The sequence below is a fragment of the Candidatus Mycoplasma haematobovis genome, from assembly GCF_001645765.1.
In the GTDB taxonomy this organism is placed as follows: Bacteria; Bacillota_I; Bacilli_A; order Mycoplasmatales; family Mycoplasmoidaceae; genus Eperythrozoon_B; species Eperythrozoon_B haematobovis.
Window position 1 is genome coordinate 210,461 of sequence record NZ_LWUJ01000010.1, and the last position, 17,219, is coordinate 227,679.

The window sequence follows — 17,219 nt, forward strand, 5'->3', positions numbered from 1 at the left end:
TATAACTAAAGAATACCTAAAGCTACTTGAAACATTTTGTCTAACGTGGTTTCTCTTTCTTGTGCTGAAATCTTTTTGCCAGTAACCAAGCTATCTACAACTGTTAATAAAGAAGCTGCTTTCTTGCCTGTATGCATAGCAGTAGCAAACAAAGCATAAGATTCCATCTCAACACAACCAGCTCCAGTCATATCAACTAATTCTTGTGCTGTCTTCTTGTAATAGTGGACTTCTCTAGTAAAGCATCTTTCCTTTATTAAAGGTATTCCTTGTTTACTTGCTGATTTCTCTAACATTTCAACTACTTCAGGGCTAGCTTTAAGTACTTGTTCATCGCTTCCATTCATAATTTGGTTGTAAATTGAAGACTGTACAAAAGCTTCCTTAACCAAAATAACATCCATTACATTAACTTCTGGTCTAAGAGCTCCAGTAGAACCTACTCTTATGATGATATCAACATCATAAAAATTAAATAATTCATAAGCATAAATACCCATTGATGGGATACCCATTCCTGAGCCCATAATAGTTACGGGCTTCCCGTTGTAGTTGCCTGTATAAACAGACATGCCTCTAACATTAGAGACACATTTAACATCCTGTAGAAACTTGTCTGCTGCCCACTTTGCCCTTAAAGGGTCCCCAGGCATTAAGACAATCTTAGCAATTTCGTCTTTATGTGCGCTTATGTGCGAAGTTGGAGTAGACATAAATTGCTTATTTAAATAGATAGTAAATTTTACAAAAAACTTAACATCTTTGAAAATGCTTTTCAAATAATCTGTGTTTATTTAGCTTTTGGAGAAGAATATCTAAATTCAAATTTACTAATCTCAAAACCAGCGGATCCTGCAGCGCCTATTGTTTCATGTGCATTAGCATTCTTAATTTCTTTTGTTATTAATCCTATTGGTCTAATTTGTGTAGCATAGTGTAAATCATTCTTGTTTTTGTCTTTCCAAAAAAATACAGAATATCAAAAAGCAAGCATTGATACATCTGGTATTTCTGTGGCACTAGGATCTCTTGTGTCTGAATCTTTAAAGAGTTTTTCTAATCTATTCTTTATTTTCTCATATCTATCATTATCTTCTTGTTTTTTAGAAAGATCTCTTCTGTCTGCTCTGTTGTAAGTTACTCTGAATTTAACTTCATAAGCTTGAGATTCATCATTTTTTGATGATAATTCTTTACCACTTTGCTCAATAGTTATTTCTTGTGAACCCCATAAATCATGGAGTTCTGAAGGAGCTTTATCTTTCTCTTCTTTGTCATATTTATTGCCATCTGCACACTCCTTGTCGCCTGTTCCTGTTCCTGTTCCTGTTAAATTGTACTTACTTGTTACACATAGAGTTGTTAATGTATTGAAATGATTACTGTGAAAGAATGAATTGTAAGAATTCTTTGATCCATCAAGATAAAGCTTTATTGACTTTAAATTTTCAAAATTAACATTCGTAATAGTTCCAGTTGCTCTTCTTGGATACCAATAATAAACTTGTTGCCCACTAGTAATCCAGCCATTTAAATCCAATGGAAAACCTTCCTTAAGTTCTCCATAAGCCGCTATATCTCTGAAATATACTTCTGCTTTATTAGTATCATCTGTTTCAACTACAGAAACAATCTCTTTTTGTTCTAACTGTGCAGACAATTCAGAAAGAGTCTTAATTGGTTTAGGAGTTTCTTGTTTTAATTGTGCCGGAATTTCAACTATCCCTGATTGCTTATCTATATAGAAAGCGGAGACTTCTGGCTCTTCTGTAAGTGAAATTACTAAATAAGAAGGAATATGAATATGCTTTCTGTATTTTCAACCGGCTTCACTACTGCATTTTCAATCTTGTTCTAAGCTACTTCAATCTCCACTTAAGCTCTTTATTTTGTAAATTCTATGTCTTAAATCACAAGAAGGATTCTTAGTATTTACAAAGCCACTAACTTTTGCAGTTAAATGAATATTTAAATCTTTATTTTGATCTAATTCAAGTTTGGAAATGAAACTTAATGTACCATCCAAACCATATGGTTTGGCTTTATCTGGATTTAAAGTTGGCTCAAATCCTTGATAATCCTTGCCAATTTCCCTATTTGCATTACCAATATCAAATCTAAATACTTCTTTAGAATAAGAGCTAGTTAAATAAAGATTACTTAAATCTAATTCAGTCTTTAGTAATAAGCTATGCTTTTTTAAATAACTCGACACTGGATCAAAAAATGAAAAAGATAATGGATAATAAACCTCTACTAGTGAAGAAATATCAGGAGATGTATTTAATTTTTTAGTCCCTTCTGTTTGATCTAGCTTGCCTTCAATTAAATTCTTAATTCAAATATCTTTAGGTAATTTAATAGAGAAAGTGTGCTGACTTTGATTTGCTAATTCAAATTGTTTACTATATATTCCCTCTTCTTTTAGATTCTCGCCTGTCTTAGTTAGATAAGCATTACCCCAAGCTCTAAACGAAGATTGAACTATTTTGTGATAGGGATATTTAGAGTTGCCATTTACAGCAGAATCTCCATCCTTTACTTCCTTTATTAATGCTTCTGGAGCCAACTTCTTATCAATATAACTCTTTGGCTCTCTCTCCAAATGAGAACTTAAGTGTTCTTTGAATTTAGTCTTAGTTTCTTCATCTAATCCATTACATTTGTCGTAAGTCTCTGTAGATTCATCATGCGGAACATAAACATTTGCTTGTTTAATATCTTTTCAAAAATATTGTCCATTACGGTTTTGAGCTTCTTTTTTCTGTGCTTTAAATTCAACTCAAGATTTAAGTTGCTTCTTTAATTGACTTGTCTCTTTGCCATCTATTTGTTGGTTTTTTAATTCTTGCTGTTGCTGTTTTGATGTCTCACTCTTTAAATCCTTATCAATAAATCCCCCAACTTTGTAAGGGTCCGAGCAAATTGATTTTCAAAAATCATTTTCGCGCTTAAATTCATATTTGGGCTCTTCTGCAGAATTTGATTTTTCATTTGAACTATTATTTCACTTATTAAGAAATACTTTCTTTACTCTACTATTTCCATCATCACCCACCACACTTGTTGTTTCTTCAACAAGAGTAAAGTAGCTTTTTGGATTTAGTGGAGGACTATCATTAAAGAGAATATAGAATGACTTAATAACTAAAGAAGATAAATCTTGATTTAAATAACTACTTGACGGAATAAATTTAGATTCATCGCTTAATTCAAAAGTTATTGCTTGTTTTGAACTATCTTTTGTAACTGTTAATCTATGCTCTCTCTGATGGCTATCTATCTTTGTAGTGATTACTGTGTAAGTCTTGGTAGAAACAGTAGTTAAGTCCGCAAGAGGAATAACATGAGTGATTGGTATTGTTTCTTGTCCTTTAGTTACTAAATCAAAAATAGTTAATACATTAATATTGCCCTTTTCTTTAATTGTTTCAAAATCTTTTTTTTCCAAAACATATTTACTACTATTTTCACTTTTGATTATCTCTTTAGCATCTTGAAATTTGTAATCAGAATTATGACTAAAGGTTGAAAGGGGATTTGCCTCTTCAACTCATAATTCTTCTCCTCAAATACTTTTTTGAATCTTTAATGAACCATAATCCTCCACTCCTTCTGGAAGTTCTTTATTTAAAGAACTTACTAAATTAATTATTGAGTCTTTTTCCTCTTTTGGATCACTTAATATCGGAGATAGAGTAGCTACTGGTGCATAAAATGCTAGCTCTTTAGAAGCTAGAGTTACAAGAAATAAAGGAGAAAGGAGAACGAAAGTTCTTTTTAGGAATGAATATCCTTTAATATACGACATTTAAACCGTATAGCTAAAGAATTCCTAAAGCCACTTCAAACATTTGCTCTAAAATATCCCCTCTTCTTGCTACTGTAATCTCCTCTCAAGCAACTAAACTATCTACTACTGTCAAAATAGATGCAGCTTTTTTGCCAGTCTTAATAGCATTAACAAAAAGAGCATAATTTTCCATCTCAATACAGTCAGCATTAGAAATTTCAATAATTTGTTCAGCAGTTCTTCCAGATCAAAATGATTCAGTAGTAAAACATCTTGCTTTTCTCACTGGAATACCTTGTTCTTGAGCAGAATTTTCTAATTTTGCAACTAATTCTGGGTTAGCTTTAAGAAGCTTTTCATCACTTCCATTCATAATCTTATGATAAGTGGGAGATTCGGCATATGCCTCATCAACCACAATAAGATCTAATAATTTCATATCTGACTTAAGAGCGCCTGTAGTCCCACTCTAATAATAGCCTCAACATTACAAAATCTAAATAATTCATAAGAATAAATTCCCATAGATGAAATACCTATTCCTGAAGCCATAATACTCACAGGCTTATCCTTGTAAGTGCCAGTATAAATAGTTATTCCTCTAACAGAAAAAACTCTTTAGCATTCTTTAAAAATTTATCTACTGCCCACTTTGCCCTTAAAGGGTCCCTAGGCATTAAGACAAACTTAGAAATTTCGTATTTATATGCATCTATGCCTAGAGCAAGGGCTGAAGACACAACCTATTCAGGCTGATTAAAGAACTCCTAAAGCAACTTGGAACATTTTGTCTAATGTAGTTTGTCTTTCTTCTGAAGAAATTTCTTCTCAAGTAACTAAACTATCAGAAACTGTTAATAAAGAAGCTGCTTTCTTTCCTGTCTTAACGGCATTAGCAAATAAAGCATAAGATTCCATTTCAATGCAATCTGCTCCAGAAATATCTACTACTTGTCTCGCTGTTCTACCTGCTCAGAAAACTTCTGTAGTAAAGCACATTGTTTGTCTTACGGGAATTCCTTGTAATTCAGCTGATTTTTTCAATTTGACTACTAACTCAGCATCCGCTTTAATTATTTTGTCATCACTACCATTTATTATTAGGTTGTAGGTTGGAGCTTCAGCTATTGCTGCATCAGCCAAAATAATATCTTTAAGTCCAATCTCAGGTTTAAGACCGCCAGTAGTACCTACTCTAATAATAGTTTCAACACCATAGAAATTAAATAATTCATAAGAATAAATTCCCATTGAAGGAATGCCCATGCCAGAAGTAGCAATGCTTACTGGCTTTCCCTTGTAAGTACCTGTATAAATTAAAGCTCCCCTAACTGATGAAACTACTTTAGGATTTTCTAAAAACTTCTCTGCCGCTCACTTAACCCTTAATGGATCCCCAGCCATCAAAACAAAAGGAGCAATATCTCCCTTATTAGCGCTAATATGAGGGGTAGGTGGAATGTTCATAAAAACAAGAATTCTATAAAAAAGTTTTTACTTTTTCCAGAATATCTTTTATCTTTTCGCTATTCTCCTGAATACTCTTACCATATCTATTAATATTCATAAATTCAAAACTCTTGGGATTGAAAATAGTAAAAGTATTCTCAACGCCTGCCTGCATTATCCTACTAATTCTTTCAGTAATGCTGGCAGAAATAAATAAGACATTCTTACTCTTTAAAAAATCAATCTCTATCCTGCTTAGTCAATCAATAATATTCTTAAAAAAAGCAGAAATATAGCCATTATGTTCCGGAGCAAAGAATACTAATGTTTCGTATTCTTTGAATAGTAAATACAACTCATGTATTTCTTCTGGTACTTTTTGAAATTTAACTAACATTGGTATATTAGAGTATTTAAGAAGATTAAGAGAATCAAATTCAGTCTTCTTTACAATTTCTTGCAATATTTCATTATTAATGGAAGGTTCAGAGTTAGAAGCTGAAATGAGTAAGATCTTTTTCAGTGACATCTTTGTCATTGTTGGTTTAGTTTTTAGTAGTATACCACTTTTATTAGCGAGTCAAATAGAGAGAAAGAGCTTAAGTAGTTATGAAAATGCAAGACTAATAGAGGGATATTAATTGATAATGAAAGATATAGTATTCTTTTTCCAGAAGAAAAATGACAAGAAATTATAGATATTATTGAAGCGGAAGAATTAGATAAATTTAAGAGATGAAATAATGGTGAAAAGTTATTAGGAATTTAAAGAAAATAATAGAGGCAAATAAAAATCAATTTAGTGATTATTTCAACGAGAATAATCAAGAATTAATTGAGGTGTGTGCTATTTGTTCTTTGGGTGATAAAGATTAATAACGACCTGCTCTCTTTAATTCTCTTATTACATTAGCTACAGCTTCACAATATTTATTAGTTGTATGATACTGTATCTTCTCAGGATCTCAATTTAAATGCTTCTTCTCTCTTAAATCTACTCCTGCTCCATAACCAGCACTCTCTAAAGACAAAATATCATTACCTTCATTCCCAATAACAGCAATATTATCTATCTCTATATTTAATAATCTTGCCACTTCTTGAGCAGCATATCACTTATTAATCCTATTATCTATAATTTCAATAAAAAAGCGAGGACCAGAAGAGAAATAAAAATAACTTCCAAATTTCTCTACTAATTTCTTTCTTAAAGCTTTAACTCTAGGAAGCTTTAAGAATATCATTACTTTCTGTATTTTTGCTAAATTAATTTCTTCTGAAAAATACTTTTTTTCATATCTATCTTTAAATAACAATCAAAACATTAATTTAGAAAATAATCTGTTAGTAAAGTAGAGTTCTTTATCGCTATTGGCCAAAAAAAAATTGTATTTATTCTTAACTAAATAATCAACTACAAGCTTACAAGCATTTAACTCAAAATACCTAGTTACTATACTTGGATATTCACTAGTAAATCTAACTATTATTGCGCCATTTAAACAAATTAAATAAGGTATAGATGCAGGAGAAATAGTCTTAGATAAATATTGAGCTACCTTAATAGTTTCAGTAACATCTCTTCCTGTAGATAATATTATTTGACCTCCTGCATCAGCATAATCCTTTAAAGCATCTATATTAGCTTCACTGATACTATTAGGAAAATAGGCACCTTCTTTCATTAAAGTACCATCAATATCAACAAAAATACATTTAATTTTTTGCATATGCAAAGCGAAATTACTGATTTATCGCTTTAAGAAAAATATTTTCAACTTCTTTAATTGCATCCTCCAATACATCATTAACTACACGATATTTAAATAATGGTGCTACTAATATCTCTTTTTCAGCCTTTAATAGCCTGATTTTTATATCTTCTTCGCTCTCTGTCCCTCTCTTTCTAAGTCTTCTCTCTAATTCTTCCATAGAAGGCGCTTCAATAAAGATTGAAACAAAATCATCACATTTCTCTAATATCTGTTTAAATCCCAATGTTTCAATCTCTAATATTACATTCTTTCCTTCATTTAAAGTATTATCTACTCATTCCTTAGAAGTTCCATAATAATTTCCAAAGAAATTAGCATATTCCAACATCTTTCCGCTCTCTATATTTTGTATGAATTCTTCTTTACTAATAAAGAAATAGTGCACACCATGCACCTCATTAAATCTTTTTGCTCTAGTAGTGTAAGATACAGAAAATACTAAATTTAATCTTGGATTTGCAAGAAGTTTTTCAATTATGGCTCTCTTACCAACACCGCTAGAACCAGATATTATGAATAATCTACCCTTGGAAAGCACCTTCTAAGCCAATAAAAAGGTCTATCCTTCGCCATTATAATTGAAAGAATTTATTAGTGTCCTATAAAAAGACTCTAAATATTCCTTCAACTGCCTTTCCCATGAAAGCGGGATTGGTAGAAAATGCAGAAAAATTTAGATCTTTTTGAGAAGAGCAAAAAGTATTTGAAAAGCTAAGTAATAGAGGAGGAGAATTATTCATTCTCCATGATGGTCCTCCCTATGCTAATGGAGATATACATTTAGGTCATGCTCTTAATAAGATACTTAAAGATTTCATACTAAGATATCAAACTCTTAAAGGCTTAAGTATTAATTACATAGCTGGTTGAGATACACATGGACTTCCTATTGAAAATAAATTAGAGAGATCTGATAATAAATACAAAATAAAGAGTTCTCTAGAAAAAAGAGTAGCTTGCGCTAATTATGCAGATGAACAAATAAGAAAACAAAAAGAACAATTTAAACAGCTTAATTTACTCACAAATTTCAAAGAGATATATAGGACTAAAGATAGTTTATTTATTAATGCAGAATTAGATATTTTTTATGCTTTCATAGAACAAAAATTATTGTACTGAGATTTAAAGCCAGTAGCTTGATCTTGGTCTTCAAAAACAGCTCTAGCAGAATCAGAAATAGTCTTTCAAAATAGAGAATGCAAAAGTATTTACTTTACTTTTCCTTTAGATAGATTTAAAGAACTTCCTCTTAATACTAAATTAGTAATTTGAACTACTACTCCTTACACTCTTGAAGCTAATAGATTTGTAGCTCTACATCCGGACTTAACTTATTTATTAATTACTAATCAAAAAGAAGCTTTATTAATTAGTAAAGCTAGATTTAAAGTACTTAAAGAACTATTTCAAAATTATGAAATAACTCAAGAATATTTAGGTAGTTATTTCTTAAATGCTAGCTATACTAATCCTTTAAATAACTACAAAGGAAAAATAATTAATGCTAACTATATTACTGAAGAAACTGGTACTGGCATAGTTCATATAGCTCCCGCTTTTGGTTTAGAGGACTATATGGCTACTGGAGGCAAAGAACTATATTGTCCTATTAATGAAGATGGTTATTTTACTTCTGAAGCTCAATTTCAAAAAATAAGAGGTGTATTTTATGAAAATGCAAATGAGATTATTATTAATGAACTTAAAGAATATTTAATTAAAGTAGAGTTAATAACACATAGTGTAGGGCATGACTGAAGAACAGGAGAACCCTTACTTTACAGAGCTTCTCCCCAATGATTCATAAATATTAAAGAATTACAAAAACAAGTACAAGAAATTAGTTTTGAATCTTCTCCTTCTTGAATAAGTTCTCATCTTAAATCACTCTTACTTTCAAGAGCTGAATGATGTCTCTCTAGACAAAGAGCATGAGGTACTCCAATAGTAATTCTTTTCTCAGAAGGTAAACCTATTCTAGATATAGAGCAAATTAAATATACTATTGAGCTTCTTAAAAAACATGGAATTAATACTTGGTATGAAAAAGAAGCTAGCTTCTTTTTGCATCCAAAATACAAAGAACTTAAAGAAATAACTAAATCACAAGATATCTTAGATGTTTGATTTGATTCAGGCAGTTCTTGGAACATCTTAAATAATACAGCTGATCTTTATTTAGAGGGTTTTGATCAATTAAGAGGTTGATTTAATTCTTCTTCAATTATTTCATTAGCTGTACAAAAGAAATTACCCTTTAAAAAATTAATTGCTCATGGCTTTGTCTTAGATGAACATGGCAATAAGATGTCTAAATCTAAAGGTAATGTAATTAATCCTTTAGATATAGCTAATAAATATGGTGCTGATGTACTTAGATTATGACTAGCTATGAATAATTATTTAGAAGATATTAAGCTTAGTGAGTCTTCTTTAGAAAGCGCTATCTCTCTCTATAGAAAAATAAGAAATACTCTCTTTCGTTATTCACTATCGGTGCTTAAAGATATTAAAGTTGAAAAGTTAGAGCAATTAAAGGAAGAAGAAAATATATATATTTATGCTTTATTTCAAGAAAAATACAAAGAAGCTATTATAGCTTTAGATTCTTATCATTTCTTTAAAGCTATTAAATCCTATTTAGATTTCTTAAATATTTATTCTTCTTGATATTTAGAGATCTCTAAAGACTTACTATATTGTGGAGATCCTGAAAGTATAGCTTTCAAAGAAACTCAATATGTGATTTATGAAATCTTTCATAAATCACTACTATTATTTAGTATATTTATTCCTCAAACAGCAGAAGAAGCATATTCTTATTTAAATAAAGAGAATAAGAAAGAGAGTGTGGCTTTAGAGTTACTTGAACCTATTTCTGAAAGTGCTTTAACTATTAATAAGGAGTGACAAGAGTTCTTTGAAATAAAGGAAGCTATTTATGCAGAAATAGAGAAAGAGAAGATTGGAGGTGCTCCTGAAACTAAAGTATTTCTTAATAGGAGTGCTAGTACTCTTGATTATCAAAAGTATTTAAATGTAGCTGAAATTGAATTTGATGCTCCTGAATTAAAAGTTGTTAAAACTTCTCTACCTAAGTGCTTAAGATGCAGAAGACATAAGTCATTAAATAATGATTTATGTGCTAGATGCTCAGACTATTTAACAAAATATTCAGAGAAATATAAAGAGTTATCATTGAACAACCATTAGCAATCTGTATAGTATTCCTTCATTTTTCTTTCTTTTGGAATGAAAATAAGAACAATACTAGAAGTAGTAAGTTAAGGAGCAATCAGAAACCTATTTTATTATTAGATAAGTCTTGATTTAAATGTCTCTTGCCCATTAAAGAATTAGAGCTTATTCAGTTAGTGTAGGTAGGAAGAGTTAAATTAAATAAAGAAGAGCCAAAGAAACCTCCTACCGCTATTAAATATTCTCGTTTTCTAAATAAGAAATAAAGAGCAGAGAATTCGGGTGTTGAAGTAATAAAGCTAAGTATTATTCCAAATGCTGCGCTCTTTGGAAGGGGCAACATTGAAGTAATATAAAAATTTGCATAAGCTAAAGAGCCAAATACTATTCAAAGAAATAAAGTAATAGCTAATAAAGAATATTTATTTCAATCATTAAAGAAATTGAATTCTAGTCTCCTATTAGAGTTCTTAGAGTCATGTTGATAAGTCTTTTTTAAATATCAAATTCATACTCATAGGAATACTAAATTAATTAAATTGAAACCTTTGAAATTAAAGGATTCAAAAAGAGGTGGAACAAAGAAAATACCAATAAGAAGAATAGTTTCTCAGAAAATTAATTCTCAAGAAAAGATACTATCTTCTCAGAAAATCGTAGAGATTTGATCTAAATCTTGTTGTTTTTTTTTTACTGCACAATTAATAGTAATTACAGCAATGGCTACTGACAAGAATACTACTTGTCAAATATTAGCGCCAGTTACATTGTAGAAAGAATAAAGAGCGTAAGTAGGATTGGTTTGACCTTTATCATGAAAACCAGAAGCAATAGAGTTAATAAATTCTGGAAAAGAAGTTCCTACTGAAAGAAATAAAGCTCCTACAAAAGTATCAGAGAGTTTGTATTTAACAGCTAAAGCCTTTATTGATTCTATTGATCAGTAAGCAGTAATTACTATTCCTATAAAGCATAATAGGAAAGCAAAGAATAATAAAGGATGCAAGAATTTACAATATGGCGGGGGTGGAAGGACTCGAACCCACAACACGCAGTTTTGAAGACTGCTGTTCTGCCAATTGAACTACACCCCCGTGGCGGAACAGAAAGGATTCGAACCTTCGCGTAATTTTTAGATACCTAACAGCTTTCCAAGCCGTCCCCTTCAGCCTCTTGGGTACTGTTCCCTGCAAGCATTCTATTTTATAACTTTTTATAGAACCTAAAGAATTTGAAGAAAGCGAATTTAAGGCAAAACTTAAAGTCAGTTCTTGTAACACCTCCATACCCCGCATTCACCAAATACTCATCCAAAGTTACTAATAATTTATAGTAAGTAGATTTTCTTTTAAATTGAGTTGCTGCAGCATTTTTATGTCCTCCCCCTCCATACAATTTAGCAATATGATTAATTATTATTTCTTTAGATCTAATTGAAGCTCTTCAAAGTCTAGAGTTTAAATCATAAGTTAAAGTAGTTCATACTTCTACATTAAGAATATTTTCTAAGAATGGTACTGTATGTGGAAAGTCTTTAATAAAGTATTTATTAATTAATTTCTTATCAACAACAGCAAATACTAAGCCATTATTAGTTAATTTAGCTCTTCTTACTACATCGGAAATAAAAAGCTTAAATTTGTAATTCTTTACAAAAATAAAGTTATGTATGGCACTTCTATTTAATCCTTTTGAAACTAATTTAGAGAGCGCTTGGTAAGTAGAGGGCAAAACAGCAAGACTCATAAAGTTATTAGTATCAGTAATAATCCCAGCATAAAGATATTGAGCTAATTCAGAATTAAAGACATAGTCTGGCTCTAAATAAAAAAAGATTTCTGCAAGTATTTGGGAAACTGCTGGATAAGTAGGATCAATAAATTCAAGTTGTGCAAAGCCTTTAATTTTAGGATGATGATCAATAATTACTAGCTCTTTACAGTGGATATGCTGTTGAGTTAAGACTCTTTCTGTATTAGGTGTATCTAAGAGTATTCCTAAAGCGGTCTTTAATTCTTTTTCAGAAGGAAGAGGCTTATCATAATCAAATAAGAATTTCTCTTCTTCTCTAAGTATTCCTTGTGGAATCATTAATCTTACATTCTTATTAGGAAAGTTATCTTGCAATCATTTCCTAAGTCCAAATGCTGAAGCATAAGCATCAAAATCTGGATCTATATGTACAAAAATAGCAATATTTTCGTACTCGTTTAATTTAACTAAGAACTTAGAAACAAAATTCTTAAGCAAGGCTTAAATCAGGATAACCATATCTAAATCACTCTAAGTCTTTAGTACTTAATTCAGGACTAATACCTTTAATAATATGTTCTTCATATCACTTCTTAGCCTCTTCAACTCTCTTTGCTTCTTTCTCTAAATCTATCTCAAATTTCTTCCAAAGTAAAATTCTCTTACCATCTTGACTATTAAATTCAGAGCTAAATTCTACTTTGTCTGGATCTAAATAATCTTCATGTTTAAGAAAAGCAACACAAAAATAACCAACACTTATGCCTCTTAAATAAAGATATAGTGAAAGCTGATCTTTGTAACTCTCTGGTATTAATACTTCGCCATTCTTAAATCATTTAATCAGCCCTCCTCCCTTTTGGGACACTACTGGTTCTCCATTCTCATATACTAATTTAAATTGATTATCTTGAAAATTTCACTTGTATTTATCTAACTGTGCTGTTTTGATCTCTAAAATAGAAATAACTTTGCCATTCTCATCAAATTCTTCTCCATCTGGTATTCCGCCAAATATTCTGTTAGTTGAGAATAAGTCATATTTAACTTTAACTGGATCATAGCTTATGAACTTAAATCCCATCTTCTCTTCTGCATATTTCTTTAATTTAGGCTCTATTACTCTACCTGCATTAATAAAGAATAAATCTGGATCTTCTTTAAAGAAGCCTAAGATATCACATCAAGCTTGGAAGGGAGTTCTGAAAGTATCATTACCAAATACTGCTCCTATTCTTGAGCCAGTTAACTTCTTAGGTCTTCATAATTTTCTTAATCCTTGTGGAGTTAAATGTATTCTGTTATTTTTGAAAATAAAATCCTCTCTAAATACGTACTTATCAAACTTCATGAATATTTAAATTAATGGAAACTCTACCTAGTGCTTGACGTCATCCCATAAAGAGATTTAGAGTAAAGACAGAGGCAGAAATAGCTCTGATCAGACTAAGAAAAGCAATAACAATATTATTTTATAGTAGTGTAGTAGATCATATGGAAGAAGAACATAAGAATATATTAACTAGTAGTATGGGAGATACAATAGTTACACCAAGACAAAGTTTTATTGCTCATTTTGAAAGTGGAACTCCTAGACATAATTATGAAACTTTTAAGATTAGATTTGTAGAGATATTTGATACTTGTGGTAAGCATATATTAGCTAATGTTAAAGTAAGTAAAGAAGAAGGTAAGAAAGGTGCAGATATATTTGATTTCTGACATAGATTTGAAATACTATTCTATGATGTACAACCAAAGAGAAAGAAAGCAGGTTTCTTTAATTACATAAAACATGGGATATTTACTGTACTAAAGATATTTAAGTTGACTTGAAAATCAATAGCTAAATCTTACGTATTGTAATAACAAAACTCATATACACTTATTGATAAAGGTCTAGTTGCTCTTCACAGAGGTTTTGATTTATTCTCTTGACACCATGAAAGTCATTTTTTTCCTAATTCCTCAACATTTTTTGGTTCAACAATAAGATATTGTTTGACAAATCTTGAGACTTTACCATCCTCCAAATTTTTGACCGAATCCAACATTTTTTTACCTGTATCTTTCGCGCTGTCTTCTATTGCCATAACACAATATTTTTTATGATCTTCCATAGTTCTGAAAAAGCTATTATTATTTACGCCTAAATCACATCAAAAACTAAGTGCCTCTCATTTTCTGTCATTATCAATTAAATATTGATCCAGAGATATTGAATTAATTCCTTCTTTATGTCTCTCTAATATATCGTTGTAAATCTCTTTCTTCTTTTCTGAATTAGATACTAATTGAAAACCTTCTTTAATTAATGATTGTTGAATAGTTGGGGATCGTTTGTAAAGAGCATAAAAAACAGCTAAAGTAAAAGCTATTCCCGCAAGAGCTAAATTCTTATACCTCACAACTTGGATGTGACGCCACACAACCAAGGTACTTAGGAAGAATAGAACATCCTGAAACCCCTACAAAGGATATCAAAATGTTCAGATTCTTAATACTCAAGAATTATGCCCTAATAACTCCCAAAAATATCTTAATACCAATTATGAAATTTTTGGACATTTTTTAAATTTTGTTAGTAATTTATTAATTCTCTGCAAGCCCTTCTTAATTCTTTCAGACTCCTTAACTTTCTTAGACATTAATATTCCTGTTTCAGAACTTATTTCTTCTTTAATTTGTTCTGCTGAAAGATTGCAAATCTCCAAAGAAATATTTTCAAGTATCACATAACTCTTTAATAACTTATTCATATCTCTCTTTAAATCTCTTAAACTCTTAGAAAATCTCTTTGCATTATTCTCATCAATATTAGGAATAAATCCTGCTACTTTATCTAACTTTACTTTAAGTCTCTTCTCCCTATCTTTCAGTTTTTGGGCCTGTTTAGAAGTGTCTAAAACCAGCGTTGACAAATTCTTCAATAATTCAAGAAATGACATCAAATAAATCCAAACTTAAAAAATGAGACTTAATATAGAAAATTAAAATTATTTTAAACATTAAAGCAAGTTTCCTAAAGAACATATATTAATCCTCAAATGTCGCTTAAGAATCTAAGTTTAGGGGAGGTGTGTGAATTAAGGATGGGATTTGCTTTTCAAAAGAATAAATATAGAGATAAAGGACTACCTATCTTAAGAGTAACAGATATTCATAACAACAAAATAAACTCTGAAAAACTAGTTTATTTTGATCCATCTGACTATCCCAATAATATAGAGTTTGCTTTAATAAATATTGGAGATATTTTTGTATCTTGAATTGGTACTATTGGTAAAGTGGGATGAAATCAGACTAATTCTTCAATTTATCTTAAGCATGGATTATTTGCTTTAATCCCTAATGAAGAACTATTAAATAAGAGATATCTATTTCACTGATTAATAAATAATCAAGAAAAAATAAATTCAACTCTTGTTGGAGTAGGTGCTATTCCATACTTAGATATCAATAAATTCAAAAAGCTAATTATTTCCCTTCCGTCTTTATCAGAACAGAACAGCAAAGATATTAGATAAATTCTTAGAGTTATCTGAGGAGCTTTGTGAGGAGCTAAATTTAAGAAAGAAACAATATGAGTATTATAGGGATGAGTTGCTTTCATTCAAACAAGATAACAAGATCAAATGATTAACTTTAGGAGAAATAGCAACTGAACTATATAGGGGCGTTGGAATAAAGAAAGATGAAGCTATTGAAGGGGTTGGACATCCGTGCGTTAGATATGGTTGAATTCATACTTCAAATTTAATTTATTTTGATAAGTGTCCATTTGGAGTGGATGAGAATCTATTGAAAACTAAGAAATATGCTGAAAAAGGAGATATATTATTTGCCATAATTAGCGAAAATACCAAAGATATTGAAAAAGCTTGTACTTACATTGGAGAAGAAAAGATATTAGTTGGTGACGGCATTGTTGTTATGAAACATAAGCAAAATCCAAAATACTTAACTTATGCTCTATCTACTACAGATGCTCAAAAACAAAAAAAGCATGGAAAAATAAAACTTAGAGTTGTTAATTCTGGTGCGCCAAATATTAAGAGGTTAATAATTCCTATTCCTTCTTTAAAAAAACAACAAGAAATTGTTAATTTATTAGATAAGTTTTGAGAATTATCAAATAGTATTAAAGAAGGATTGCCTTCTGAAATATTTTTGAGAAAACAGCAATATGAATATTACAGAGATAAATTGCTAATTTAAATTTAAAAACTACTTTTTTAAAAAATGAATAAAAAATTAATTGGTAGTTTGTTAGGGGGGGGGTAGCTATATTAAGTTCTTTTGGTGGACTTAAGTTAAATGACAAGATTGCTTATAATGGGCAGGTTAGAAAATTTGGGGTCGCAAGATCATCTTTCAATGAAGTACTTCCCACTTTACATAGTGCTGAAGGATATCGTGTACCAAGATGAGAAGATGATAGGGTTTGAAAGGAACTTTACAACAAAAATAACGATAGTAAAAAAATTAGTATTGGCGATGGAGCTACGGAAACTATTAAATTTTTAGGTAGTCCTGAAGAATTAAGAGATATTTGTTACGAAATGATTTTGAAAGAAGTCGTAAATGGATACAAGGGTTGTAATGTTTCCTCGGGATGATGTGTAACTTGTTTAATTGGAAAAAATTGATACAACACTCCTGATAATTACTAATTTTTCAAGAAATTAATAAAATTAAAGTTTTCAAATTCAGAAATATGAACAAGAAAATAGTGAGTAGTTTAGTAGGGGGGGGGTTACGGCTGTAGTTGCTTCTTTGTCTGGAGTTAAGTTAAACAATACTACAAATTGAAATAAAAAGGTTGCCCATTTTGGGAAGTTAAGAAACCACTTTAACAAAAATGTTCCTGATTCAGAATTAAGAAACAATTGATACTTTCCGCGATGAGAAGATGACGCTATTTGAAAAAAACATTGAGAAAGAGGAGATAATAAGAAAGCTTATGCATCCCCTGAAGCTTTTAGGGACTGGTGTTACCAAAAATTAGAGCAACAACAACAAACTTGGGTTGATTGCAACCCTTCACAAGGATGATGTGAAATATGCACTAGAGGAAAAAGTTGAGATTAAATTAAGTACATAAATCTTTCATGACTTCTGGATAGTTTTCAATTGTTGAATCCTCTTTATCCCAACTATAGTTACATAATATGCTGGTTTATCGACAATTTCTCTATCTCCCGTCCGAAAATTACCATTCTATAATTCAAAAAAATTAATCCCCAATA

17 protein-coding genes, 2 tRNA genes and 1 pseudogene are annotated in these 17,219 nt (G+C 30.4%); 5 read left to right on the forward strand and 15 right to left on the reverse strand.

Going from position 1 to position 17,219, the window contains the following annotated elements; translation table 4 throughout:
* Window positions 1-5: 5 nt before the first annotated feature.
* The 8 genes and pseudogenes from deoD (A6V39_RS01820) to gmk all read right to left on the reverse strand — a co-directional run bounded on the left by deoD (A6V39_RS01820) (window position 6) and on the right by gmk (window position 7,555).
* Entirely contained in the window at window positions 6-713 is a 708-nt protein-coding gene (gene deoD / locus A6V39_RS01820) for a purine-nucleoside phosphorylase (protein ID WP_187149964.1), read from the reverse strand.
* 77 nt (window positions 714-790) lie between these two features.
* A complete protein-coding gene (locus A6V39_RS01825) occupies window positions 791-3,811 on the reverse strand; it encodes a hypothetical protein (RefSeq protein WP_187149965.1) in 3,021 nt (1,006 codons plus the stop codon).
* A gap of 13 nt (window positions 3,812-3,824) precedes the next feature.
* Window positions 3,825-4,345, reverse strand: a pseudogene (locus A6V39_RS01830) (phosphorylase family protein).
* A 41-nt stretch (window positions 4,346-4,386) separates the two neighbouring features.
* Complete coding sequence (locus A6V39_RS01840; RefSeq protein WP_187149967.1) at window positions 4,387-4,533, reverse strand: hypothetical protein; 147 nt, start codon at window positions 4,531-4,533, stop codon at window positions 4,387-4,389.
* A gap of 16 nt (window positions 4,534-4,549) precedes the next feature.
* Window positions 4,550-5,260, reverse strand: coding sequence for a purine-nucleoside phosphorylase (gene deoD / locus A6V39_RS01845; RefSeq protein WP_187149968.1), 711 nt, complete (start codon window positions 5,258-5,260; stop codon window positions 4,550-4,552).
* A 13-nt stretch (window positions 5,261-5,273) separates the two neighbouring features.
* The gene (locus tag A6V39_RS01850; protein WP_187149969.1) at window positions 5,274-5,771 is read right to left on the reverse strand and encodes an NADPH-dependent FMN reductase; all 498 of its coding nucleotides are present in this window, start codon (window positions 5,769-5,771) and stop codon (window positions 5,274-5,276) included.
* A gap of 343 nt (window positions 5,772-6,114) precedes the next feature.
* On the reverse strand, window positions 6,115-6,972 hold the full coding sequence (locus A6V39_RS01855) for an HAD-IIB family hydrolase (RefSeq protein ID WP_187149970.1): 858 nt from the start codon (window positions 6,970-6,972) through the stop codon (window positions 6,115-6,117).
* A 13-nt stretch (window positions 6,973-6,985) separates the two neighbouring features.
* On the reverse strand, window positions 6,986-7,555 hold the full coding sequence (gene gmk, locus A6V39_RS01860) for a guanylate kinase (protein ID WP_187149971.1): 570 nt from the start codon (window positions 7,553-7,555) through the stop codon (window positions 6,986-6,988).
* A gap of 101 nt (window positions 7,556-7,656) precedes the next feature.
* On the opposite strand from gmk, the gene ileS reads away from it, so the two are divergent.
* Window positions 7,657-10,233 (forward strand): isoleucine--tRNA ligase, encoded by a 2,577-nt coding sequence (ileS, locus tag A6V39_RS01865; protein WP_187149972.1) that lies wholly within the window; start codon window positions 7,657-7,659, stop codon window positions 10,231-10,233.
* Here the strand turns inward: ileS and A6V39_RS01870 are convergent.
* The 5 genes from A6V39_RS01870 to A6V39_RS01890 form a co-directional block, all read right to left on the reverse strand.
* Window positions 10,166-11,224, reverse strand: a complete 1,059-nt coding sequence (locus tag A6V39_RS01870) for a calcium:cation antiporter family protein (protein ID WP_187149973.1) — start codon at window positions 11,222-11,224, stop codon at window positions 10,166-10,168. The genes ileS and A6V39_RS01870 overlap by 68 nt on opposite strands.
* Window positions 11,225-11,236: 12 nt before the next feature.
* Window positions 11,237-11,312: transfer RNA gene (locus tag A6V39_RS01875), tRNA-Trp, on the reverse strand.
* A gap of 1 nt (window position 11,313) precedes the next feature.
* Window positions 11,314-11,405 (reverse strand) — tRNA-Ser (locus tag A6V39_RS01880).
* A gap of 16 nt (window positions 11,406-11,421) precedes the next feature.
* Entirely contained in the window at window positions 11,422-12,468 is a 1,047-nt protein-coding gene (locus A6V39_RS01885; RefSeq protein ID WP_187149974.1) for a DHH family phosphoesterase, read from the reverse strand.
* Entirely contained in the window at window positions 12,461-13,321 is an 861-nt protein-coding gene (locus tag A6V39_RS01890; protein WP_187149975.1) for an MPN551 family DNA-binding protein, read from the reverse strand. Before A6V39_RS01890 ends, A6V39_RS01885 begins: the two co-directional genes overlap by 8 nt.
* A gap of 14 nt (window positions 13,322-13,335) precedes the next feature.
* On the opposite strand from A6V39_RS01890, the gene A6V39_RS01895 reads away from it, so the two are divergent.
* Complete coding sequence (locus A6V39_RS01895; RefSeq protein ID WP_187149976.1) at window positions 13,336-13,836, forward strand: hypothetical protein; 501 nt, start codon at window positions 13,336-13,338, stop codon at window positions 13,834-13,836.
* On the opposite strand, the gene A6V39_RS01900 is transcribed toward A6V39_RS01895, so the two are convergent.
* Entirely contained in the window at window positions 13,824-14,378 is a 555-nt protein-coding gene (locus A6V39_RS01900; protein WP_187149977.1) for a hypothetical protein, read from the reverse strand. The two genes, A6V39_RS01895 and A6V39_RS01900, sit on opposite strands and share 13 nt — an antisense overlap.
* Before the next feature lie 141 nt (window positions 14,379-14,519).
* Window positions 14,520-14,918, reverse strand: coding sequence for a hypothetical protein (locus A6V39_RS01905; RefSeq protein WP_187149978.1), 399 nt, complete (start codon window positions 14,916-14,918; stop codon window positions 14,520-14,522).
* 99 nt (window positions 14,919-15,017) lie between these two features.
* Here A6V39_RS01905 and A6V39_RS01910 point away from each other — a divergent pair, with 99 nt between their 5' ends.
* The 3 genes from A6V39_RS01910 to A6V39_RS01920 all read left to right on the forward strand — a co-directional run bounded on the left by A6V39_RS01910 (window position 15,018) and on the right by A6V39_RS01920 (window position 17,061).
* Window positions 15,018-15,497 (forward strand): restriction endonuclease subunit S, encoded by a 480-nt coding sequence (locus A6V39_RS01910; protein WP_187149979.1) that lies wholly within the window; start codon window positions 15,018-15,020, stop codon window positions 15,495-15,497.
* Between the two features lie 76 nt (window positions 15,498-15,573).
* A complete protein-coding gene (locus tag A6V39_RS01915) occupies window positions 15,574-16,188 on the forward strand; it encodes a restriction endonuclease subunit S (RefSeq protein ID WP_187149980.1) in 615 nt (204 codons plus the stop codon).
* A gap of 558 nt (window positions 16,189-16,746) precedes the next feature.
* Entirely contained in the window at window positions 16,747-17,061 is a 315-nt protein-coding gene (locus A6V39_RS01920; RefSeq protein ID WP_187149981.1) for a hypothetical protein, read from the forward strand.
* Window positions 17,062-17,219 lie beyond the last annotated feature (158 nt).